The organism is Rhodococcus sovatensis (assembly GCF_037327425.1).
Classification (GTDB): Bacteria; Actinomycetota; Actinomycetes; order Mycobacteriales; family Mycobacteriaceae; genus Rhodococcoides; species Rhodococcoides sovatense.
Genome location: NZ_CP147846.1, coordinates 2,030,890 through 2,053,564, shown reverse-complemented (window position 1 = coordinate 2,053,564; position 22,675 = coordinate 2,030,890). Strand labels below are relative to the sequence as shown.

Annotated in this window: 19 protein-coding genes; 12 read left to right on the top strand and 7 right to left on the bottom strand. The window is 62.2% G+C overall.

The features are described from left to right. Positions 1–17 precede the first annotated feature (17 nt). A protein-coding gene (locus WDS16_RS09515) for an IS3 family transposase (protein ID WP_422395690.1) occupies positions 18–1,165 on the top strand; the annotation gives its coding sequence in 2 pieces (ribosomal slippage) (positions 18–285 and positions 285–1,165; 1,149 coding nt in all). Between the two features lie 13 nt (positions 1,166–1,178). Continuing rightward, on the top strand, positions 1,179–2,255 hold the full coding sequence (locus WDS16_RS09510) for a hypothetical protein (RefSeq protein ID WP_338892278.1): 1,077 nt from the start codon (positions 1,179–1,181) through the stop codon (positions 2,253–2,255). A gap of 14 nt (positions 2,256–2,269) precedes the next feature. On the opposite strand, the gene WDS16_RS09505 is transcribed toward WDS16_RS09510, so the two are convergent. Then, a complete protein-coding gene (locus WDS16_RS09505) occupies positions 2,270–2,851 on the bottom strand; it encodes a hypothetical protein (protein ID WP_338892276.1) in 582 nt (193 codons plus the stop codon). Positions 2,852–2,964: 113 nt separating this feature from the next. Here WDS16_RS09505 and WDS16_RS09500 point away from each other — a divergent pair, with 113 nt between their 5' ends. The 5 genes from WDS16_RS09500 to WDS16_RS09480 all read left to right on the top strand — a co-directional run bounded on the left by WDS16_RS09500 (position 2,965) and on the right by WDS16_RS09480 (position 8,929). Beyond that, positions 2,965–3,933 carry a YafY family protein gene (locus WDS16_RS09500; RefSeq protein ID WP_338892274.1) on the top strand — a complete coding sequence of 323 codons (969 nt, stop codon included), beginning with the start codon at positions 2,965–2,967 and terminating at the stop codon, positions 3,931–3,933. 122 nt (positions 3,934–4,055) lie between these two features. Continuing rightward, complete coding sequence (gene tatA / locus WDS16_RS09495; protein ID WP_338892272.1) at positions 4,056–4,331, top strand: Sec-independent protein translocase subunit TatA; 276 nt, start codon at positions 4,056–4,058, stop codon at positions 4,329–4,331. 66 nt (positions 4,332–4,397) lie between these two features. After that, complete coding sequence (gene tatC, locus WDS16_RS09490; protein WP_338892270.1) at positions 4,398–5,342, top strand: twin-arginine translocase subunit TatC; 945 nt, start codon at positions 4,398–4,400, stop codon at positions 5,340–5,342. Between the two features lie 9 nt (positions 5,343–5,351). Beyond that, a complete protein-coding gene (locus tag WDS16_RS09485) occupies positions 5,352–8,075 on the top strand; it encodes an RNA helicase (RefSeq protein ID WP_338892269.1) in 2,724 nt (907 codons plus the stop codon). After that, positions 8,072–8,929, top strand: coding sequence for a DUF4333 domain-containing protein (locus tag WDS16_RS09480; protein WP_338892266.1), 858 nt, complete (start codon positions 8,072–8,074; stop codon positions 8,927–8,929). The genes WDS16_RS09485 and WDS16_RS09480 overlap by 4 nt, the downstream gene beginning before the upstream one ends. Before the next feature lie 14 nt (positions 8,930–8,943). Here the strand turns inward: WDS16_RS09480 and WDS16_RS09475 are convergent, their stop codons facing one another. After that, positions 8,944–9,915, bottom strand: coding sequence for a 5'-3' exonuclease (locus WDS16_RS09475; protein WP_338892264.1), 972 nt, complete (start codon positions 9,913–9,915; stop codon positions 8,944–8,946). Positions 9,916–9,942: 27 nt separating this feature from the next. Here WDS16_RS09475 and WDS16_RS09470 point away from each other — a divergent pair, with 27 nt between their 5' ends. Beyond that, positions 9,943–11,088 carry a Xaa-Pro peptidase family protein gene (locus tag WDS16_RS09470; RefSeq protein WP_338892262.1) on the top strand — a complete coding sequence of 382 codons (1,146 nt, stop codon included), beginning with the start codon at positions 9,943–9,945 and terminating at the stop codon, positions 11,086–11,088. On the opposite strand, the gene WDS16_RS09465 is transcribed toward WDS16_RS09470, so the two are convergent. Continuing rightward, positions 11,078–11,482, bottom strand: coding sequence for a TIGR03618 family F420-dependent PPOX class oxidoreductase (locus tag WDS16_RS09465; protein ID WP_338892261.1), 405 nt, complete (start codon positions 11,480–11,482; stop codon positions 11,078–11,080). The genes WDS16_RS09470 and WDS16_RS09465 overlap by 11 nt on opposite strands. Before the next feature lie 23 nt (positions 11,483–11,505). Between WDS16_RS09465 and WDS16_RS09460 the strand changes: the two genes are divergently transcribed. From WDS16_RS09460 to WDS16_RS09450, 3 genes are read left to right on the top strand one after another with little or no spacing between them, the layout of a single operon-like run. Beyond that, complete coding sequence (locus tag WDS16_RS09460; protein WP_338893314.1) at positions 11,506–12,267, top strand: SDR family NAD(P)-dependent oxidoreductase; 762 nt, start codon at positions 11,506–11,508, stop codon at positions 12,265–12,267. Continuing rightward, the gene (gene cbiE / locus WDS16_RS09455) at positions 12,246–13,472 is read left to right on the top strand and encodes a precorrin-6y C5,15-methyltransferase (decarboxylating) subunit CbiE (RefSeq protein WP_338893313.1); all 1,227 of its coding nucleotides are present in this window, start codon (positions 12,246–12,248) and stop codon (positions 13,470–13,472) included. The genes WDS16_RS09460 and cbiE overlap by 22 nt, the downstream gene beginning before the upstream one ends. Then, complete coding sequence (locus WDS16_RS09450) at positions 13,451–14,212, top strand: cobalt-precorrin-6A reductase (RefSeq protein WP_338892259.1); 762 nt, start codon at positions 13,451–13,453, stop codon at positions 14,210–14,212. Before cbiE ends, WDS16_RS09450 begins: the two co-directional genes overlap by 22 nt. Here the strand turns inward: WDS16_RS09450 and WDS16_RS09445 are convergent. From WDS16_RS09445 to WDS16_RS09430, 4 genes are read right to left on the bottom strand one after another with little or no spacing between them, the layout of a single operon-like run. Beyond that, positions 14,209–15,696, bottom strand: coding sequence for a precorrin-2 C(20)-methyltransferase (locus tag WDS16_RS09445; protein WP_338892257.1), 1,488 nt, complete (start codon positions 15,694–15,696; stop codon positions 14,209–14,211). The genes WDS16_RS09450 and WDS16_RS09445 overlap by 4 nt on opposite strands. Further along, positions 15,693–16,319: a precorrin-8X methylmutase gene (locus WDS16_RS09440; protein ID WP_338892255.1), complete on the bottom strand. Its 627-nt coding sequence runs from the start codon at positions 16,317–16,319 to the stop codon at positions 15,693–15,695. The genes WDS16_RS09445 and WDS16_RS09440 overlap by 4 nt, the downstream gene beginning before the upstream one ends. Before the next feature lie 31 nt (positions 16,320–16,350). Then, positions 16,351–17,487 (bottom strand): precorrin-3B synthase, encoded by a 1,137-nt coding sequence (gene cobG, locus WDS16_RS09435; protein ID WP_338892254.1) that lies wholly within the window; start codon positions 17,485–17,487, stop codon positions 16,351–16,353. A 10-nt stretch (positions 17,488–17,497) separates the two neighbouring features. After that, a complete protein-coding gene (locus WDS16_RS09430; protein ID WP_338892253.1) occupies positions 17,498–18,895 on the bottom strand; it encodes an alanine--tRNA ligase-related protein in 1,398 nt (465 codons plus the stop codon). Between the two features lie 174 nt (positions 18,896–19,069). Between WDS16_RS09430 and cobN the strand changes: the two genes are divergently transcribed. After that, a complete protein-coding gene (cobN, locus tag WDS16_RS09425) occupies positions 19,070–22,675 on the top strand; it encodes a cobaltochelatase subunit CobN (protein ID WP_338892252.1) in 3,606 nt (1,201 codons plus the stop codon).

Sequence of the window (22,675 nt, the reverse complement as noted above, 5' to 3'; positions counted from 1 at the left end):
ATAGGACGATGGAGAACATGGCTGGACGGAAGCGCAACTCTGCCGAGGACATCGTGCGCAAACTGCGCCGTGCCGATGAGCTGACCGCTGCAGGCAAGACGCAAGAGGAGATCGCGGCGGAGCTCGAGGTGTCGGCGGCGACGTTGTACAACTGGCGGCGTCAGTACGGCGGGATGGACACCGATGCCGCGAAGGAACTCAAGGAGCTGCGCGAGCAGAACGGCAAGCTCAAACGCCTGCTCGCCGAGGCCGAGCTGGAGAAGGACGCACTGCGGGAGGTAGCGAAGGGAAAATTCTGAGCCCAGCCGCCAAGCGCCGCGCCGTCGACATGCTCGTCAACACCATGAGTCTGTCGAAACGTCTGGCGTGCAAAGCTGTTGGGCTTGCCCGCTCCACCTACGCACGAACACCGATCGCCGACACACCCGCGGATCCCGACGCGGCCCTGAGGGCGTCGCTGCGGACATACGCAGGCTCGCATCCACTGCACGGCTTCCGTCGCGCCTGGGCGCATCTGAGGCACGACCAGGGCATGTCGGTGAACAAGAAGAAGGTGCACCGGCTCTGGAAGGAGGAGGGTCTGCAGGTTCGGATCTATCATCCCCGCAAACGCGCCGGCATCAGCTCCTGCCCGCAGATCGAAGCCGATGCGCCGAAAGTGGTGTGGGCTATGGATTTTCAGTTCGACTCCACGGTGGATGGGAAAGCGATCAAGATCGCGTCGATGATCGACGAACACACCCGGCAGTCCCTGTTGAACATCGTGGAGCGCTCGATCACCGCGCAACGACTGACCGACGAGCTCGACAAGACGTTCGCGCTGTGGGACGGACCGCCGATGGTCCTGAGAATGGACAACGGTCCGGAGTTCATTTCGCATGTGCTGCAACAGTTCTGTCGCGACCGTGTCGGTATCTCCTACATCCCGCCGGGGACGCCGTGGAACAACGGACACATCGAATCGTTCAACAACCGACTACGGAAGGAGTGCCTGAACCGCAATCACTGGACGAGCCTTCTCGAAGCGAGGGTGGTGATCGAGGACTTCAAAGACGACCACAACCATCGACACCGGCACTCATCACTCGGCTACCTCACGCCGTCCGAGTACGCTGCCCAATGCACCCACAACCACCAACCGGTCGAGGGTTGCGAGATCGACTGAAATCAATCACACCGTGGCTCTAGAACACGGTGGCCCGACTATCGGGGACCTGCCAGACTCGTATGAGGATACCTACGGTGTTGATGCCGGATACAATGTGGTGTTCACTGGAATCATTAGAGACTACAAAGTCAAATACGATTACAAGAATCGTCCGTTTATCGAAGTGACTGTCGAGGATGCTCATAGAACATTGACCGATGCAACAGGTCACTACTTGTATGATTTGCCAATGGAGTATGCGCCGATGCTCAATGGTCTTGGTATCTGTGCGTCAATCGCCGGGGTAGATGTGTCAGGAAGATGGAAAGCCAAGACAGATAGCCCTAAGAATCAACCATCTGCATATGTCGATGCCATGAAGGTAGGTAGATCTCTAGAAGCTATGCGCAATACCAACAAAGGTTTCATCTATGTTGACCGCATGAATCGTATGCATTATAAGTCCGATATAGCCGGTCAGCCTCAGCTTGTCTTCGCTGATTCATTTTCCAGAAGTGATTTGAGCTATGGAAAGATCGACAAAGGTACAGATACGCAAACAGTCATCAATGGTGTTGAACCTAACGAATACAAACTTGATCTCGATGAGTACGAGGAGCGTACAACTTCCTCCGAACTACCAGCCAAGGTGGAACCGATAGCCAGCAAGTCAGAGATCGCACAGTGGTGGTACGACCAAGCGTCGATTGATTCTTACGGTGAACGCAAGGAAACTTTCCCGGTGGTTCATGGAACAGGCAACATCGAGGACATTCGAGCTAAGGAGTTCGGACCGGGTTTTCATGATTGGGCAGATGCCATCATGGATGATCATGTATTGGCAAAGAACAGAATCTCCAAGGTCATGCTCATTCCGAATGACTTCTATGATCTGATGCGTTTGAGTTCATTGGAGATCTTCGATCCAATCACCATCTTGTACAAGAACGAAAGCCATGTTGCCTACATTCGTAAGATGGAATGGACCATTCATGAAAATCATGTTCGATTAGAAGTCTTCTTCTCTAGAGAATCCGGCGGTGTAGCGTGGGTTCCCGAGTATGAACTAGAGGACATCTTCACAGATATCTTCTATGATGTGTTCTGATCTCTTTCGCGTATTTACTGCAAAACTTCTGCATGGTCTCTGACGATAGGTTCCGACACGTTCTGCTTTAGCTCACGTTGTGTAGCTCGAATGAGTTCATGATGCAAGACAGTTTTGTCGAACCACTTCATGTGTAGCGTTGCCTTAGTATCAGAGAATTCCATTTCCCAATCACGCACTAATGTTATGGCACCATCGCTTTGTTGATGTTTGCTAAAGATTTCAACCGCTCTGTCCTCGACATCTGTGTCGGCAGCCGAGATTTGTATCTGGTATCGGCATAGCTCTATTTGGCTGAATATCTTTTTGGACTCTGCTTCGCGTTGCAATTGATCAGAGTCACCGCTGGACTTGCGGATAATTTCAAAGCGCTTCTCGGATGCTTCGATGAGTTCGGTTACCGCTTTGGCTACTGCCGTTCTGCGCCAGTTCTCAAGATCCCGCGATTGGCTTTTTCTGTGTACGTAGATCCAACCTGTCACTGCGATGCCGCCAGCTACGAGCGCACCCAGTACTGCGGCAATTATGTTCCACCAGGGTGGAGCGGCTTGGATGGTGATGTTCTGTACAGCAGGCTCTTGGGCCAAGATCAACATTGCCGAAGCCTAGCGGTCGGTTTCCCAGTGATCACCCAAGATGCTGATATGGTGTCGCATGTGAATCCCGGTACCTACCCAACAGGTACCAATCTACAAAAGTGCAGGTCAGTATGAGCGCGCGGTTGTCGGTCCGGCTCGCTCGATTGCTCAACATGGTGCCGTTCTTTCTCGCCAACCCTGGGCTGAGCGCGGCCGAGGCAGCTCAGGAGCTCGGGGTGACGACCACGACACTGATGACAGATCTGAACCAGCTGTGGATGTGTGGTCTGCCCGGATACGGGCCCGGCGACCTCATCGACCTGTCGTTCTCCGAGGAGAGCATCGAGGTCACCTTTTCGGCCGGCATCGATCGACCGCTGAGGTTGACCTCGACGGAGGCGACTGCACTTCTCGTTGCTCTACGGTCGTTGACGTCGATGCCAGGAATGGTCGATCCGAGCGCCGCGCAAAGCGCGATTGCCAAGATCGAGGACGCGGCCGGGTCCGCGGCGGCGAACGTACCCCGATCGTCGACCAGCGAGACGGATGCGAACACAGCGATCGGCCCAGCGGCCGCAGCAGTGCGCGCCGCCCTGCGCAATCAACATGCGCTCGAGTTGACTTACTACTCGGCGTCACGAGATGCGGTCTCGGAGCGCATCGTAGATCCCATTCGCACCGTGTTGATCGACGATCACACCTACGTGCAGGCCTGGTGCAGACGAGCCGAAGGCGTTCGCCTGTTCCGATTCGATCGGATCGACCGGGCAGTGGAGTTGGCCGAGCCGTCGCGGCCACCTCAGGATGCCCCACAGGACGACAGCTTCGAGATCTTCAACGACGATCCGTCGCTGCCGCAGGCCCGGCTCCGTATTGCCCCGGGTTATGCATGGGTCATGGACTACTACCCGATGACTCAAATCGGCGCAGACGACGACGGCTCGATCGTGGTGACGATGCGCTTCGCCACTCAGGCGTGGATGACACGCCTGACACTGGGCTTCGGTGAGAGCATCGAAGTGCTGGGCCCCCCGGAGTTACGGCGAAGTGTCGCCGATCGCGCGCGAAGCGCACTGACCGCGTACTCGCTGCTCGAGTGACCGTGAAGTGCCTCGCATGACCGTGAAGTGCACTGTGAACGCGCGGAAAACGTCCGGTGACGGGGGAGGCTCCGTGCCGATATGTCGGGTAGTCTCGAATCATCTGATCTTGGGAGGTACACATGGGAGCCATGAGCCCGTGGCATTGGGCCATCGTCGCTTTGGTCGTCGTTATTCTGTTCGGCTCGAAGAAGCTGCCCGACGCAGCTCGCGGGCTCGGCCGGTCGCTTCGCATCTTCAAAAGCGAAGTCAAGGAGATGCAGAACGACGGCAAGGCAGACACTGCGCCGACTCAGCCTTCCGCTCCTGCCCAGCTCGATCCGCAGACCAACGTGCAGGCGAGCGACATTCATGCCACCAATGGCGTGAATGCGCAGCCGGACTCCAAGTCCGCCTGACGACTGAACTGTGGCAAACCGGGGTGCTGACCAGCACCCCGGTTCACTGCTGAGCGAAGACAGAGAATGCGAATCCCGTTCGATCCACGGCGCAGTAAGCGCCGCTTGAATCCTGACGGCACCATGTCGTTGGTCGATCACCTGTACGAACTGCGTACCCGGCTCATGTGGGCGCTCGTGGCCATGGCGTTCACGACGGCCTTCGGCTTCTTCTGGTACTCGCACACGATCCTTGGCATCGAAAGTCTGGGCGATCTGCTCCGAGGGCCCTATTGCTCCCTCGACCCGAGCCTGCGGGCCAATCTCAGCAATGACGACGAGTGTCGCTTGCTGGCCACCGGCCCGTTCGACCAGTTCCTTCTTCGGTTCAAAGTCGCTTTCACTGCCGGTGTCGTCATTGCCTGCCCGATTTGGCTCTACCAAATATGGGCTTTCGTCACCCCGGGTCTGTACAAGCAAGAACGCCGATATGCGATCTCTTTCGTGACCTCGGCCGCGGTGCTGTTCGTCGGCGGTGCGGTGCTGGCGTACTACATCGTCGCCAAAGGCCTGCATTTCTTGCTGTCGATCGGCGACAACGTGCAGATCACCGCGCTGAGCGGCGAGCAGTATTTCGGCTTCGTCATCAATTTGTTGATTATCTTCGGAGTGAGTTTCGAGATTCCGTTGCTGGTCGTGGCGCTGAACTTCGTCGGGGTGCTGACCTACGAGCGCTTGAAGGCGTGGCGACGCGGCCTCATCATGGGGTTGTTCGTGTTCGCGGCGATCGCCACCCCTGGTCAGGACCCGTTCTCCATGCTCGCGCTTGCGCTAGCGCTGACATTGCTCTTCGAAATCGCGGTGCAGATCGCTCGGCTCCACGACAGGCGTAAATTGCGCAAGAGAACCGACGAATGGGGTGATGTATCCGATGACGAAGCAACGTCTATCGATTCCGCGAGTCCACTTGCATCCCCGAATCCCGTCTCACCTGCAGCACAATCGAATCGGGACTACACCGACACCATCTGATGTGATCATGTGACGGTGTCGACGTCGCAGCTTCAACGGTTCGCAGGAGATCTGAGTTTTCCTCTCGACCGGTTCCAGATCGACGCATGTACGGCGTTGGAGGCCGGCCATGGCGTGTTGGTGTGTGCGCCGACCGGCGCAGGCAAGACGATCATCGGTGAATTTGCTGTTCATCTAGCCTTGGCTGCCGGCCGAAAGTGCTTCTACACCACACCCATCAAGGCTCTCAGCAACCAGAAGTTCGCCGAGCTCACCGCCCGGTACGGCCGGGACACGGTCGGCTTGCTGACCGGTGATTCGAGTATCAATCCCGACGCCCCGATCGTCATCATGACGACCGAGGTCCTCCGCAACATGCTTTATGCGTCTTCCGACGCTCTCCGTGGCCTGTCCCACGTGGTCATGGACGAAGTGCACTACCTCGCGGACCGCTTCCGTGGCGCGGTGTGGGAAGAAGTAATTCTGCACCTGTCGCAGGACGTCCGTCTGGTGAGCCTGTCGGCAACGGTCAGCAACGCCGAGGAGTTCGGTGCATGGATGGAGACCGTCCGCGGTGACACCACAGTGGTCGTGGACGAGAACCGCCCGGTACCTCTGTCGCAGCACATCATGGTCGGCCGACGGCTGTTCGACCTCTTCGACAGCCGGTCGCAATCGCGTGACGGCGCCGCAAAACTCGTCGTCGACCGCGAACTGATTCGGCACGTCAAACAACGGCAATCATTGGACCACGCTGACCGCTGGCAGGCTCCACACGGTCGTGGCCGTGGGCGGGGTGGACACAATACGAGCGCAGCCAATCGACCACTGCCCAGGCCGGAAGTCATCGCCAAGCTCGACCAGGAGGGACTTCTCCCGGCGATCACATTCATCTTCAGCCGCGCAGGATGTGACGGTGCGCTCACTCAGTGCCTGAGATCCCGATTGGTACTGACGACGCCCGAGCAGGCCGAGGAAATCCGCTACATCATCGACAAACACACCTCCGAACTGCCTCGTGAGGACCTCGAAGTGCTGGGCTACTGGGAGTGGCGCGAGGCGCTGGAGCGCGGCCTTGCCGCCCACCACGCAGGGATGCTGCCCGTGTTCCGGCACACCGTCGAGGAGCTGTTCGTCAAAGGCCTGGTGCGAGCGGTCTTCGCGACGGAAACACTCGCACTCGGCATCAACATGCCTGCACGCACAGTCGTTCTCGAGAAGTTGGTCAAGTACAACGGTGAGACTCACGCGGAACTGACACCGGGGGAGTACACCCAGCTGACCGGCCGAGCGGGCCGGCGCGGAATCGACGTCGAAGGACACGCGGTCGTCCTGTGGCAGCCAGGCACCGAACCGACGGAAGTTGCGGGGCTTGCGTCGACACGCACGTTTCCGCTGCGGAGTTCGTTCCGCCCGGGCTACAACATGTCCATCAACCTCGTCGAACAGTTCGGCGCCGCCGAGTCCCGTGAACTGCTCGAGCGATCATTTGCACAGTTCCAGGCCGACCGCTCGGTGGTCGGATTGGTTCGCGGGATCGACCGCAACGCCAAGACTCTCGAACAGCTGCTCGCCCGTCTGGGAGGTGCCGATGGGGAGTACTTCGAATATGCGGCGCTCCGAGAACGACTCAAGGACCGAGAGAAGACACTCGAGAAGCAGGGCAGGCAGGATCGTAGAGATCGCGCCGTCGACTCGCTGCGTGGCCTCTCGCGCGGTGATGTCGTGTCGATTCCGAGTGGTAAGCGCAGCGGACTGGCAGTCGTCCTCGAACCTGACGACGATCGCGCCGATCCACGACCTCTGGTTCTGACCGAGGACGCTTGGGCGGGACACCTGTCGGCCTCGGACTTTCCTTCGCCCGCAGAGTCTCTGGGACGTATGCGTTTGCCTAGGTTCGTCGATCATCGCACTGCGAGAACCCGCCGTGACCTGTCGGCTGCGTTGAGGTCGACCGGCATCTCGGCCGCATCGGATCGGAAGCGGCGCAGGTCGACTGCGGCCGATGACCGGGAGCTGGCTACATTGCGACGCAGTATCAGATCGCATGCGGTGCACTCGCGGCCCGATCGGGACGAACTCGGGCGCATCGGGGAGCGGTACAACAAGTTGGCCCGGGACACCGAGTCCATGCGGCAGAAGGTGTCCGCCACGACGAACTCGCTGGCACGCACGTTCGACCGCATCCTGTCGTTGCTGAACGAACGCGACTACATCACCTCCGGACGCACTCCGTCCGTGACCGAGCACGGCTCCCGGCTGTCCAGGATCTACTCCGAGTCCGACTTATTGGTAGCAGAGTGTCTACGCCAAGGCCTCTGGAGAGGCCTTGCGCCGGCAGAACTCGCGGCCGTGGTGTCCGCCGTGGTGTTCGAATCCCGACAAGAAGGTGACACGACGCCGCAGGGCCCGACCGGGCCGATCCGTCACGCACTTGCCGAGACGGTCCGCGTGTGGGGCGAGTTGCGCGCCGACGAAGTTCGCCACAAGCTGCCGCCTACGAGGGAGCCCGAGATGGGCTTCGTCAAGGCCGTCTACCGCTGGGCGAGTAACAACACTCTCGCCGACGCACTGCTCGCTGCGGGAGACCACGGAAAGGCCTTGTCGGGAGGCGACTTCGTACGCTGGTGCCGACAAGTGATCGATCTGCTCGACCAGGTGCGGCTCGCGACGCCGGATCCGGAGCTTTCCAAGACTGCTTCGCGCGCTGTCTCGGCGCTACGCCGAGGAGTTGTTGCAGTCGACGCTGCATGACCGTGTCCGATATGGTTGCGGCCGATCAATCGAATACCAGTGGAGGCGAGATGAGCGGCCCGTACGGTCCGAACAACCCTGACGATCAATGGTCTCGCGATCAGGGCAAGCCGGAAAGTGGATCACCGGAGACGGAGAAGTGGAGCCAGCCCCAGGCAGACCCCACCGGTGCGGATCAAGGATGGGGGCAGGCCCAGAATCCCCAGGTTCAGAGTCCCCAGGGCCAGTATCCGCAGCCGCCGTACGGCCAACCTGGATATCCGCAGGGGCAGTATCCACAGGGGCAGTATCCTCAGGGCCAGTACCCGGGAGCTCAGGGCGGGTATCCGCAGGCCGGATACCCGCAGCCAGGTCAGCCTCCACAGCCAGGCCAGTACCCCCAGCAGGGTCAATATCCCCAGCAAGGGCAATACCCTCAGCAGCAGTACGGCCAGGGTCAGTACCCGGGGCAGACTCAGCAGCCTCCGTGGAACCAGGGCCAATACCCGCAGCAAACTCCGGGACCGCAGGACCAGTGGAACCCAGGTCAGCAGCCCCCGTCCGGCAGCAATTCCAAGATCCCGCTTTTCGTTATCGGTGGACTGATTCTCGCGGTCGTCGTGATTGTGGGACTCGTCTTCGCATTCGGCGGATCCAAGAATCTGGATCGAGCGGCGGCCGAATCAGGTGTCGAGGAGATCGTCACCGGAACCTATGGAGCGTCGTCGGTGTCCGACGTGTCGTGCCCCGATGGTGAAAAGATCGAAGAGGGCGCGTCGTTCGAGTGCTCGCTGCAGGTCGACGGCTTCGACAGGACCGTCACGTTGACTTTCACCGACGACAACGGCACGTACGAGGTCTCGCGTCCTCGTTGAACCAGCGCGTGCAGTCAAGCGCCGTGGACCGCCAGCGCAGCTACGAGTCGGTCCACAGCGCCCTTGATGCCCAGCTCCTCGGCGAGTTCGCCGAGGCGTTCCGCGTCAGCGGGCACCGCCGGAATCACGTCCGATCGCGACAAGTCGACCTCGGCATCCGTTACCACTCTGACCACCGGAAGCGCCGCGTCGAGGTAGCCGGCGGCGGCCGAAAGTTTTGCTCGAACGCCCTGCGCCATATCCGAAGTGGGATCCAGCGCAGCCGCCCTGAGCGCGGTGACCGACCCATACCGAAGCATCAGCGTCGACGCTGTCTTCTCTCCGACACCCTTCACTCCGGGTAGACCGTCGGATGCGTCGCCGCGGAGGAGTGCAAGCTCTGCGTACGCCTCTCCTGCTCGATCGAGTGGCACCCCGTACTTCTCGGCTACCTCGGCGGGGCCGAACAATTCGGCCTTGGCGAGACCACGACCCACGTAGAGCACCTTGACCTGATTGGGTTCGTCGGCCGCGACCTGAAGCAAATCGCGATCACCACTGACCACAACGACAGGGTCCTGGCGTTCGCGAAATGCCAAGGTACCGAGAACATCGTCGGCCTCCAGTCCTTCGGCGCCCGCAGTAGCGATGCCTGCGGCCGCCAGGACCGCCATGATCATGTCGACCTGTGGCGAGAGACTGTCCGGGACTTCTTCGCTTTCGGGTGTGCCCGGTGCAGCCTCGGCGACTCGGTGCGCCTTGTACGACGGAACGGCATCGACACGAAACTGCGGCCGCCAATTCAGGTCGAGGCACACCACCAGTCGGCTCGGCTCGGTTCTGGCCATCAATGCGGCCACCATGTCGACGAATCCGCGTACCGCGTTGACCGGCCGCCCATCCGGTGCCGTAATCGATTCCGGCAGTGCGTAGTAGGCGCGGAACCACAGGCTTGCTCCGTCGAGAAGGAGCAGAGGCGACTTTCCTGGGGCAGTCATGGACATCATCTTGCCAAACGCCGATAGCCTGTAGGAATGAGTTCCGATTCGACGACGACCGCAGCCAGATTCTCCTCCGAGATCTACGCCTCACGACTGTCACGAGCTGCCGAGTATGCAGACCAGGCGGGGCTCGACGCCCTGCTCGTAACCCCGGGCCCGGACCTGCAGTACCTCCTCGGTTCACGAGCAGGTTCGTTCGAGCGCTTGATATGTCTCGTGATCCCCGCAGACGGAACGACTCCGACCGTAGTGGTGCCAAGATTGGAGCTTGCCGCGCTGAAAGAGTCGGCGGTGGCGGATCTCGGTCTGACGGTCTCGGACTGGGTGGACGGGGTCAGCCCATATGACATCGTCGCAGCCAGTCTTCCGGCAGGCGCGGCCACTGCGGTCGACGATGCCATGCCTGCACTGCATTTCGTGCCCCTCGCAAACCGTCTCGGCCGAACCCCCATTCTGGCGACGGCGGTCCTCCGTCGACTGCGCATGCTGAAGGACGACGCCGAGATCGACGCACTTCGGCGGGCCGGGCAGGCCATCGACCGTGTGCACAGCCGAATGAGTGATTTCCTGGTTGTGGGCCGAACCGAGGCCGCAGTCGCAGAGGCTATTGCTGCTGCGATCCTCGAGGAAGGCCACACCGAGGCCGCATTCATCATCGTCGGTTCTGGCCCACACGGTGCCGATCCGCACCACGAGGTGTCCGATCGGGTCATCGAGGCGGGCGACGTAGTCGTGATCGACATCGGCGGGCCGGTTGCACCTGGATACAACTCGGACTCGACGCGAACGTACGTCATGGGTGAGCCGTCAGCCGAGGTTGCCGCGCAGTACGCCACGCTCGAACGAGCGCAGCAGGCTGCCGTGGACGCGGTCAAGCCTGGCGTGACCGCCGAGTCGATCGATGCTGCGGCCCGCGACATTCTCGTTGCCGAAGGGCTGGGCGAGGCCTTCCTGCATCGCACCGGGCACGGGATCGGGCTGTCCGTGCACGAAGAGCCCTACATCGTCGAGGGCAATGACATCGAACTCGCCGAGGGCATGGCGTTCAGCATCGAACCGGGTATTTACTTCCCGGGACTGTGGGGCGCGCGGATCGAAGACATCGTGGTGGTGACCGCCGGCGGGTGCGAGTCCGTCAACCTACGACCGCATGGACTGACGGTTCTGCCTATAGGTTGAGCAACGACCTCGAACCCAGAATTCGTCGGACCGCGATTCGAACGACCACGCGCTCGGGATTCTCCCGTGGAACGCGGTAGCGCTGCGCGTATCGCTTCTCGGCGTCCACTACGTCGTCTGCTGCAGTGAGCACGTCAGATGTGCCTTCGAGAGTGAGCCATCGTGCCCCATCGACCTGACTCACTGCAGCGTAGCCACCGCGCGCAGCGTTGAGCGCCTTCTGGGACGCTCGACTGGTGATCACACGGACGACGGAGCTCTCCGGATCCCACGTGAATCCGACTGCAACGACATGCGGCGTTCCATCTTTGCGGAGCGTCGTCAGTGTCGCGAGATGACGCTCGGTGAGGAACTGGGTTGCGTCCGATGTGAGGGACGCGGGGGTGGTAGCCATGCCGCAAACGGTAATCGGCGAGACTGTCGGGTGTGACACCCACTCGCGAAAACGGCACTCTCCTGGTCCTCGGCGGACGCAGCGAGATCGGACTGGAAGTCGCCACGCGCCTTGCGCCCGGCAGAACCGTCGTGCTGGCCGCGCGGCGGAGTAGCGACCTGAGCGAACAGATCGAGCGGGTCACTGCGGCGGGCGCCAGCGAGGTGGCCACCGTCGAATTCGATGCCGACGACCTGGGCTCCCATGCCGAGTTGCTGCGATCTGTCCGCCAGTCGCACGGAGAGTTGGCTACGGTCGTGCTGGCGTTCGGGATACTCGGCGACCAAGCGAGGGCCGAAGTCGACGCCGCTCACGCGTTGGCGATCGTCCATACCGACTACGTTGCGCATGTCTCCGTCCTCACCCATGCCGCGAACCTGATGCGGCAGCAGGGGAGGGGACAGCTGGTGGTGTTCTCCTCGGTAGCAGGCGTCCGCGTGCGCAAGGCCAACTACGTCTACGGTTCCGCGAAGGCAGGTGTGCACGGTTTCGCCAGCGGTCTGTCCGACGCCCTCCACCGAACCGGTGTCGAACTACTGCTGGTCACACCGGGATTCGTCATAGGGTCGATGACCGAGGGAATGAAGCCCGCGCCGTTCTCCAGTACTCCGGGCCAGGTCGCGGACGCTGTGGTGCGTGCACTCGGTAAAGGTCGCACAAGTGTGTGGGTGCCGGGGATTCTGGCACCCATCTACCTCGTCCTGCACATGGTGCCGGCGTGGTTGTGGCGAAAGCTCCCCCGTTGACGGCACTTCCGATCGATGTCGTCGGTATCGGCGCCGACGGGTGGGATGGGCTCACGGAGTCGGCGCGGAGGGTCGTCGCAGAAGCGGACATGGTGTTCGGTTCGGCGCGGCAGCTCGCTTCGCTGCCACTGAGCGCCGAGCGCCGTCGCTGCTGGCCGAGCCCACTGCTTCCGAGCCTGCGGCCCTTGATCGACGAGTTCGACGGCAAGCAGATCTGTGTACTCGCGAGCGGCGACCCGATGTTCCACGGGATCGGCGTCAGCCTGGTTCGAGAGTTCGGTGCGGCCCGGCTACGAGTGATTCCTGCGCCGTCGTCGCTGTCGCTGGCCTGTGCTCGGCTCGGATGGGCGGTGCACACCACGACGACCGTGAGCGTCGTTAATTCACCTGTCTCGACCTTGTTGCCCGCATTGTCCAACGGAGTACGAGTATTGGCCCTCTCCCGAAACGAGCAGACCCCTGCAGAAGTAGCCGCGTTGCTTCGCGATGCCGGTTTCGGTCGATCGAGTGTCACCGTGCTGGAACAGCTCGGCGGCCCCGACGAGAGAATCCTGTCCGGCACCGCGGCGCTCTGGGCACACGCAGCCGGACATGCGCTGAACGTCGTTGCCATCGAGTGCGTTGCGGATCCTCGTGCTGTTCGAGCGACTCGTGTTCCCGGGCTACCGGACAGTGTGTATTCCGGCGACGGGCAGCTCACCAAGTCAGAGGTCCGTGCTCTCACGCTCGCTGCGCTGGCACCGGCTCCCGGTGAACTTCTCTGGGACGTCGGTGGGGGTTCGGGGTCTATTGCGATCGAGTGGATGCGTACCGACCCGAGATGTCGTGCAACGGTGTTCGAATCGTCGCCGAGCAGGTGTGCGCAGATCGACACCAACGCGACGGCGTTGGGCGTACCGGGACTGAAGATCGCTCCCGGTAACGCGCCGAAGTCCTTCGACTCGTCGATCCCCGATGCGGTGTTCATCGGCGGCGGCCTCACCGCACCGGGCATGATCGATGGCTGCTGGGAGCGCCTTGCGTCAGGCGGTCGATTGGTGGCGAACGCTGTCACCGTCGAGTCCGAAGCGCTTCTGCTGACATGTGTGACGCGCTTCGGCGGTTCGCTGCGCAAGTTCCAGATCTACCGCGCAGAGCCTCTCGGTTCCTTCACCAGCTGGCGCCCACAGCTTCCCGTTGCGCAATGGATCGCCGTCAAGCCGTGAAAGTCCTGCTACTAGGAGGCACGACGGAGTCGAGGGCTCTCGCCGAGTTACTCGAGGCAGATAGACGAATCGTCGTCGTGACGTCGCTGGCAGGGCGCGTGCGCCGGCCGACGGTGCCGGGTGGTGCATGGAGACTCGGCGGATTCGGTGGGGCCGAAGGCCTCGCAGAATGGATCGAGGGCAACGGCATCGACGTCGTCGTCGATGCCACCCATCCATTTGCTTCGGTGATATCGGCGAATGCCCGCGCCGCCGCGACCGCCACCGACGTTCCCCTCGTCCAGCTCGTGCGACCGCCATGGCAGCCCGACACGGCGGACGACTGGGTAGCCGCCGCGTCGATGACCGATGCGGCTGTGATTGTCGAATCGACCGCGCAGCGGGCCTTTCTGGCAATCGGACGGCAGAGTGTGGACGCATTTGCACACATCGAGCGGACATGGTTTCTCGTTCGCAGTATCGATCCGCCCGAGGTTCCGATGCCTCCGAATCACCGATCTCTACTGGCGCGAGGACCTTTCGACGTCGACGACGAGATTTCTCTTCTGCGCGATCATCGCATCGACGTGGTAGTCAGCAAGAACAGCGGAGGAGCGATGACAGAAGCGAAGATCATCGCAGCACGCGCCCTCGGCGTCACCGTCGTGATGATCGAGCGACCGCAGTTACCCCTCGGCGATGTCGCCACCGAGTCCCCGGAGGCGGTAGTGGACTGGCTGCGATCGACCGATTCGACCTAGGGATACCGTCGGGACGTGAAAACCTGAGCACCGCAGCCGGTCCGAACGATTCTAGTCTGCGAGGACCCGATGATCAGCAGGCATCGCATGTCGATTTCACTCGGTTCGAGATCGGCCAGGCGGACGGTACGGACGGATTCCTCGTCGCTGCCGACGGCCCGCCCAATCACCACCGGGGTATCCGGCCCTCGGTGTTCGAGTAGAAGATCGCGCATCGCCCCGACCTGCCACGTTCGAGACTTGGAAGCGGGATTGTACACCGCGATCGCCATGTCTGCGGCAGCTACGGCGGCCAGTCGTGTGGCCACGATGTCCCACGGCTTCAAGCGATCCGACAGCGAGATGACGGCGTAGTCATGTCCGAGCGGGGCCCCTGCTCGGCTCGCGACCGCATTGGCCGCCGTCATACCCGGTACGACCCGAACCGGGACGTCGGACCATTCGGGTTCTGCCGCAACTTCGAGGACGGCGGCCGCCATCGCGAACACACCCGGGTCACCGGACGACACCACGACGACGCGCTTACCCCGTTTGGCCAGGTCCAGCGCAAAAGCCGCGCGCTCGGATTCCACCCTGTTGTCGCTTGCATGACGGATCTGCCCGGTGCGCACTGCCACCCGGTCCAGATAGGTCACGTACCCGACGAGATCCGTTGCAGTGGAGAGCTCGTGGCGAACCTCGTCCGTCGTCCACCGGTCGGCGCCAGGCCCTAGGCCGACGACGACGACCTCGCCGCACGATGGCTTCTCGGTTCGATTGTTCGAGGGACTCGGAACCACTGCGATCGAGAAGTACGGCACGGCTGAAGCGTCGACGTCCGCGACATCGAGAACGCGTTGCTGTTCCGTACTCGCGCGCTCCACATACTTGGCCTCGCCGAGCCTCCCCGACATCTCCAGTGCTTTCACCACGGTCGGAAATGTTCTACCGAGCTTCATGATCGCAGCGGCATCCGTTGTGCGCAGGCGCCGCGCGAGTTCCTCTGCCGGCAACGTTCCCGGCAACACCGTGAAGACTTCGTCGCGTTCGACCAATGGAGTCGCCAACGCGGCCGACGCCGCACTGACCGATGTCACGCCCGGAACGACTTCCACGTCGAAACGGTCGGCGAGCCGCTTGTGCATGTGCATATACGAGCTGTAGAACAACGGATCACCTTCGGCGAGGAGAGCCACTGATCTGCCGGCCTGAAGGTGCGCGGCCAACCGCCCCGCTGCACGTTCGTAGAACTCGTCTATCGCGCCCTGGTAGCCGCCAGGGTGATCGGTGGTCTCGGTCGTCACCGGATACACGAGATGTTCTTCGGTCTGATCGTCTCGCATGTATCGGTCTGCGACACCTCGAGAGATGCTGCGCCCGTGTTGCGCGCTGTGGAAGGCGATCACGTCGGCTTCGCCGATGACTCGAGCAGCCTTGACTGTCACGAGTTCCGGGTCGCCCGGTCCGAGACCTACACCCCACAACTTTCCCGGTGTCACTGTCATTCTTCTTCACTCGCAATGGCATTCACTGCGGCGGCGGTGATCGCGCTACCACCGCGGCGACCGCGAACCACGAGGTACTCCACGCCCAGTCCGGACGCGATCAGATCCTCTTTGGATTCCGCTGCACCGATGAACCCGACAGGTCCACCGACGATGGCGGCAGGCTTCGGAGCGCCACCGGCGAGCATGCCGAGAAGTTGGAACAGCGCGGTCGGTGCATTGCCGATCGCGACAACAGCGCCGCCGAGTCGGTCGCCCCATAGTTCCAGTGCGGCGGCGGTGCGAGTGGTGCCCATCTTCTCGGCCAGAGCGTGGACCGTCGGGTCGGACAACGTACAGACAACCTCGTTGTCGGCAGGTAGGCGTCTGCGAGTCACGCCGGCTGCCACCATGTTCGCGTCGCACAGTATCGGTGCGCCGGCGTTCAGAGCCGCGCGTGCATCGCGCACGACATTCGGCGTCGCGGCCACCACCTCGGTCAGATCGACTTCACCGCTTGCGTGGATCATGCGGACGACGACCTGGGCGATGTCGGGGGAGAACGACGATAGATCTGCTTCGGCCCTGATGGTTGCGAAGGACTGTCGGTAGATCTCCGCACCGTCGCGGATGTAGTCGTGCATAGTGCTCACGATAGGTCAGGTACGCAGCACGTCAGGACACCCGGTAGCCGGAAGGTCCGGCAACGACATCGAGTACATCGCCCTTCGGTTTGCCGCATCGACGCTCGCAACCCGACCAATGTTGACGATCGCCGCGTGTGACGGCGCCGGTCTCGATCGCTTCCCTCAAGTCGGATCGAACGTCTGCCTGCGACTTCTCGCACCCCGGAGATCCGGTACATGCGCTGGCGTCGATCCACGGCGAATTCTCGTCGAAGATCAGGCCCATCGGTGCGAGGACTCGCACGACGGCCTCGGCCGTATTCTCGTCGAGATCGCAGATCACGAGACTGCGCCAGGGAGTCATGACGAGCGGGGTGTCGATCGCAGCCAAGAACTCGCCGAGGCGGGCGTCGAGGGTGCCGTACGCGAGCGCGCCGCCGAGGGACACCCGGCCGTCGTCCTGGGGTAGCCAGCCGATCGGCGGAACACCGTCCGCCGCGACGAGGGGCTCGACGGTCTCGGTCGGTGTGAGACCCAACTCGCTGAGTACACGTGCGCGACCGTTATCGAGTTCGCTCAGCCGCCACTCGGTGGTGCGCATGCGGACGAAGGCTCTCGCTGACGCCACCAGGACGTCGACGACGTCGCTGCCAGCGACTCGCACGTGCGAGTCGATTCCGGACAACATCAGTGCATAAGCCGTGGGGGTCACGGCGCGCACCGCGAAATCCGGGATGGACGTGATCACGTCACCTCGGCCGTCGTCGAGTGCAAACAACGTCCGTCCGGGAAGGTCGGCCAACTCGCGGTCGGCGCACACGGCGATGTCCAGCATCGATATCAGCTCGCGTACATCGACGAGACCGCCTACGCGGCCGGTCAGGGGCGACGCGAGTATGTTCCGCACGCGCTCGTGCGTCGGGGACGGCAACAACCCGGCGTCGGCGAGTCTGCGGGCCAACTCGTCACTGTCCTGCACCGCGCGGAACTGAATGTTGCCGCGGGAGGTCAGCTCCATCGATCCGTTGCCGAGATCACGGGCGGCGTGGGAGAGAACGAGCATCTGCCCGGGCGTCAATTGTCCGCCGGGTAGGCGAACCCGAGCCAGCGGACCGTCGGCCGCCTGATGCGTCGACAGCGCACCAGGGCATCTGTCGGGTACAACTCTGGGATCGGTCGAACTCACGACACCCAGGCTACAAGTGCATCTTGTTCGCAGCTCTCGACCGTTCACGCTGCTCGCGCATTTTCGTGTCGAACTCTGTTCGCCACTGGTCGCTGACCGAGATCGAGTTGCTGCGAGCCTCCTCGACGCTGAGCTCGACCGGGAATCCGTATGTGTCGTACAGAACGAAGAGTTCCTCCCCGGTCACGAGCCGATCCGACATTCGGACGAGCTCTCGTAGCCCGCGTCGCAGGGTCTGCCGGAAAGCTTTCTCCTCTTTGACCAGCGCGGCGACGACGTCGTCGTGGTGCTCGGCCACCTCGGGGTATGCGTCGCGATAGAGATCAGCGATGACGGGCACGATCTTCTGCAGAAAGTTCTCCTCCACCCCCAACTCGAAGGCGTATCGGATCGCACGCCGAACAAGGCGGCGCAAGACGTAACCCTGCTCCTTGTTGCTCGGACGTACGCCGTCGACCGCGAGGAAGACCGCGCCGCGAAGGTGGTCGGCCACCACCCGCATCGCTGTCGTGTGCGTGTCGTAGGTCTTGCCCGTCACGCTTTGCAGCTCTTCGACGATCGGCCACAGAAGGCTGCTTCGGAACACATCCGGACTGTTCAGGGCTGCTGCGGCGATCCGCTCGAGGCCGCCCCCGTAGTCGACATTCCTGCGTGGCAGGGACGCGAAACCGTCCTCGGTACGGGCGTACTGCATGAACACGGAGTTGCCCAGCTCGATGTATCGGCCGCAGTCGCAGTTCTGGTGGCAGTACTGACCGTATGCAGTGTCGTGTTGGACGTCCGGGTAAAGGTAGAAGACCTCTGAGTCCGGTCCACCAGGCTCGCCGACCGGCATCGCTTCGGCTGCCCCGGCCCGGCACCACCAGTTCTTGCCGCCGTAGAACGCGATGCGAGCGCCGTGGTTGCCCAGAGCGCCGCCGAGATGCTCGGTTCCGAGGTCGACCTGGTCGGCATCGATGCCCGCAGCGCCGAACAGCGAGGACCAGATTTCGGCGCTTTCGGTGTCCTTCGGGATGCCGTTCCGCTCGTCTCCGGCGAAGCAGGTCACGTAGATCCGGGCGGGATCGAGCCCGACGACTTCGGTCAGAAACTCCCAGAACCACGGAATCTGCTCGGACTTGAAATAGTCGCCCAGGCTCCAATTGCCGAGCATTTCGAAGAAGGTCGTATGGCGGTTGTCGCCGACTTCTTCGATGTCCTGGACGCGGACGCACGGCTGACTGTCGGTCAGGCGCGTTCCGTCGGGATGCTCTGCGCCCAACAGATAGGGCAGGAGTTGTTGCATTCCACTGCCGTTGAAGAGTGTTGTCGGATCGTTTCGCGGCACGAGATTCGCCCGCTCGATCGGATGATGTCCGCGTGCCGAGTAGAACTGCAGGTAGGCGCTGCGTATGGCTCTGGCATCCATTCGAAGGATGCTACGTCCGTTCGGTAGAGTTCGAGGTTGGAACGGCTCAGGCCGAGAGGAAGCCGGTGTAACTCCGGAGCGGTCGCGCCACTGTCACAGCCAGACCCTCTCCCGCGAGCTCGAGAACTTCATGGCAACCGAGGGGCGCGAAAACCCCTCAGGAGGGCGTTACCTGTGATCCTGCTGCTGTCCACGTCGGACACCGATCTACTCAGCGCGCGAGCAAGCGGCGCCGACTACCGCTGGGGGAATCCGTCCAGGCTGCTCGCCGACGATGTTCCCGAGCTGGCTGCGGCTGCCGACCTGATCGTTCTACGAATCCTCGGATCCAAACGTTCATGGGAGGAGGGAGTGGACGCAGTACTCGCCACGGGGCTTCCCGTAGTCGTACTCGGTGGCGAGCAAGCACCCGACGCAGAGTTGATGGAATTGTCGACGGTTCCGGGGAACGTCGCCGCACAGGCACACAACTACCTCGCCGAAGGCGGGCCGGAGAATCTAGCGCAGCTCTTCGCCTTCCTCTCCGACACTGTGCTCCTCACCGGCCATGGATTCTCCGCTCCGGCGCACACACCGACCTGGGGTGTTCTCGAACGCACGCAGCAGGCAGATGCAACGGGCCCCGTCATTGCGATTCTGTATTACCGCGCCCAACATCTCGCCGGGAACACCGCCTACATCGACGCGCTGAGTGCGGCCGTCGAGACGGCCGGCGGTCGGGCGCTGCCGATATTCTGCGCGTCTCTTCGGACTGCCGAGCGAGAGCTTCTGGACACACTGAAGTCGGCCGACGCGATGATCGTGACCGTGCTGGCGGCCGGCGGGACCAAGCCTTCGGGTGCGTCGGCGGGAGGGGACGACGAGGCATGGGACGTCGCGGAGTTGGCAGCTCTCGACGTACCGATCCTGCAGGGACTGTGCCTGACCAGTAGTCGCGCGACATGGGAGGAGAACGACGACGGTCTCTCGCCGCTCGATGTCGCCACTCAGGTCGCCGTTCCCGAGTTCGACGGGCGACTCATCACAGTTCCGTTCTCGTTCAAGGAGATCGACGGTGATGGCTTGACTACGTACGTCCCCGATCACGAGCGGGCGGCGCGAGTGGCAGGAATCGCAGTTCGGCACGCGAAGCTGCGGCACATTCCGGCGTCGGATCGGCGGATTGCGCTCATGTTCTCGGCGTACCCGACCAAGCATGCCAGGATCGGCAACGCAGTCGGACTCGATACTCCGGCCAGCGCGATCGCCTTGATGGCCGAGATGCGCGGCGCTGGCTACGATCTCGGACCCGTAGACGGTCCGGATTCAATCCCGGGGTTGGCAGCGCGCGACGGTGATGCCCTCATCCACGCGTTGATCGCCCGTGGTGGTCAGGATCCGGACTGGCTGACAGCCGAGCAACTCGAGGGCAACCCGATTCGCATCTCTGCTGCGCGGTATCGGTCGTGGTTCGCTCGTTTGCCCGAGGACCTGACGTCCGCGGTCGAGGAGCATTGGGGTCCCGCGCCGGGCGATCTGTACGTCGACCGATCTTCGGATCCCGACGGTGAGATCGTGATCGCAGCGATGCAGTTCGGAAACGTCGTCATCATGGTGCAGCCGCCGCGCGGTTTCGGCGAGAGACCTGTTGCGATCTACCACGATCCGGATCTTCCGCCGAGCCACCACTACCTGGCAGCCTACCGCTGGATTCAAGCCTCGACCGTCGACGGCGGATTCGGGGCGGACGCGATGGTGCATCTCGGCAAGCACGGCAATCTCGAATGGTTGCCCGGAAAGACACTCGGGATGTCCGCATCGTGCGGTACCGATGCCGCGCTCGGCGACCTGCCGCTGATCTACCCGTTCCTCGTCAACGATCCCGGTGAAGGAACTCAGGCCAAGCGCCGTGCGCACGCAACCCTCGTCGACCATCTCATACCTCCGATGGCCCGCGCAGAGAGCTACGGCGACATTGCACGTCTCGAGCAGCTGCTCGACGAGCATGCCAACATCTGCGCCCTCGACCCCGCAAAACTGCCTGCCATTCGTCAGCAGATCTGGACACTGATGACAGCAGCTCAGATGCACCACGATCTCGGTCTGGAGGAGCGGCCCGACGAGGAAGTATTCGACGACATGCTTCTTCACGTCGATGGTTGGCTATGCGAGATCAAAGACGTGCAGATTCGAGACGGACTGCACATTCTCGGGCAGGAACCTGTTGGCGACGCCGAAGTCGAGCTCGTCCTCGCCATGCTGCGAGCACGTCAGATGTGGGGCGGTGAGCAGTCCGTTCCCGGTCTGAGGGAAGCTCTCGGCCTCAGCGAAGACGGCGACGAGGAACGTGTCCGCGTCGACGAAGTCGAGTCGATCGCACATGGTCTTGTCGCGGAGATGCAGCAGACTCAGTGGAACCCAGCCGAAGCTGAGCGGGTTGCCGGCACGCACGGTTCTACGGTCGCGGAGATTCTCCGGTTTGCAGCCACCGAGGTGGTGCCTCGTCTGCGGGGAACCTCTCGTGAGATCGATCAGGTTCTGCATGCGCTCGACGGCGGTTTCATCGCCGCGGGCCCGAGCGGTTCGCCGCTGCGAGGCTTGATCAACGTGCTGCCGACCGGTCGCAACTTCTATTCGGTCGATCCGAAGGCCGTGCCGTCGAAGCTTGCGTGGGAAACAGGTCAGGCGATGGCCGAATCGCTGTTGGCACGATACCGACAGGACCATGGGGACTGGCCGAAGTCGGTCGGGCTCTCGGTGTGGGGTACATCGGCCATGCGTACGTCCGGGGACGATGTCGCCGAGGTCTTCGCGCTTCTCGGAGTGTCACCGGTGTGGGACGAGGCATCTCGCCGCGTCACGAGGCTTGCGGTGATCGAGCTCGAGGAACTCGGCCGACCGCGCATCGACGTCACGGTGCGCATCAGCGGTTTCTTCCGCGATGCGTTTCCCCATGTGCTGGCGTTGCTCGACGACGCAGTGCGACTCGTCGCAGCACTCGATGAGCCCGCGGATCAGAACTTCGTTCGCGCACATGCCCAGGCCGATCTTGCCGAGCATGGCGATGAAAGACGTTCGACGACAAGAATCTTCGGATCGAAGCCGGGTACCTACGGTGCGGGCCTGCTGCAGTTGATCGACAGCAAGACCTGGCGCAGCGATACCGATCTTGCGCAGGTGTACACGACGTGGGGCGGTTTTGCGTACGGACGAGGGCTCGACGGGGTCCCCGCATCGGACGACATGCGAACTGCATACAAACGGATCGCAGTAGCGGCGAAGAACACCGATACTCGAGAGCACGACATCGCCGACTCGGACGACTACTTCCAATACCACGGGGGCATGGTTGCCACAGTCCGTGCGTTGACAGGCAAGTCGCCCGAGGCGTACATCGGGGACAGCACGAGGCCCGAGTCCGTACGCACCCGCACGTTGTCGGAGGAAACTGCCCGCGTGTTCCGTGCACGCGTGGTCAATCCGCGGTGGCTCGAGGCGATGCGCCGACACGGGTACAAGGGCGCGTTCGAGATGGCAGCGACTGTCGACTACCTATTCGGGTACGACGCCACCACCAACGTCGTTGCAGACTGGATGTACGAGAAACTCGCCGAGACCTATGTCCTCGACGAGCAGAATCAGAAGTTCATGCAGCAATCGAACCCGTGGGCGCTGCACGGCATCGCCGAGCGGCTGCTCGAGGCCGCCGAACGCGAGATGTGGGCAGAACCGGATGCTCAGATCCTCGACGGGCTACGGCGGATCTATCTGGAAACAGAAGGAGATTTGGAAGGGGATTAG

Excerpts from the sequence above, each read along its gene's own strand:
- WDS16_RS09505 (WP_338892276.1), bottom strand. The coding sequence starts at position 2,851 with ATGTTGATCTTGGCCCAAGAGCCTGCTGTACAGAACATCACCATCCAA.
- WDS16_RS09500 (WP_338892274.1), top strand. The coding sequence starts at position 2,965 with ATGAGCGCGCGGTTGTCGGTCCGGCTCGCTCGATTGCTCAACATGGTG.
- tatA (WP_338892272.1), top strand. The coding sequence starts at position 4,056 with ATGGGAGCCATGAGCCCGTGGCATTGGGCCATCGTCGCTTTGGTCGTC.
- tatC (WP_338892270.1), top strand. The coding sequence starts at position 4,398 with ATGCGAATCCCGTTCGATCCACGGCGCAGTAAGCGCCGCTTGAATCCT.
- WDS16_RS09480 (WP_338892266.1), top strand. The coding sequence starts at position 8,072 with ATGACCGTGTCCGATATGGTTGCGGCCGATCAATCGAATACCAGTGGA.
- WDS16_RS09475 (WP_338892264.1), bottom strand. The coding sequence starts at position 9,915 with ATGATGTCCATGACTGCCCCAGGAAAGTCGCCTCTGCTCCTTCTCGAC.
- WDS16_RS09470 (WP_338892262.1), top strand. The coding sequence starts at position 9,943 with ATGAGTTCCGATTCGACGACGACCGCAGCCAGATTCTCCTCCGAGATC.
- WDS16_RS09465 (WP_338892261.1), bottom strand. The coding sequence starts at position 11,482 with ATGGCTACCACCCCCGCGTCCCTCACATCGGACGCAACCCAGTTCCTC.
- WDS16_RS09450 (WP_338892259.1), top strand. The coding sequence starts at position 13,451 with ATGGATCGCCGTCAAGCCGTGAAAGTCCTGCTACTAGGAGGCACGACG.
- WDS16_RS09445 (WP_338892257.1), bottom strand. The coding sequence starts at position 15,696 with ATGACAGTGACACCGGGAAAGTTGTGGGGTGTAGGTCTCGGACCGGGC.
- WDS16_RS09440 (WP_338892255.1), bottom strand. The coding sequence starts at position 16,319 with ATGCACGACTACATCCGCGACGGTGCGGAGATCTACCGACAGTCCTTC.
- WDS16_RS09430 (WP_338892253.1), bottom strand. The coding sequence starts at position 18,895 with ATGGATGCCAGAGCCATACGCAGCGCCTACCTGCAGTTCTACTCGGCA.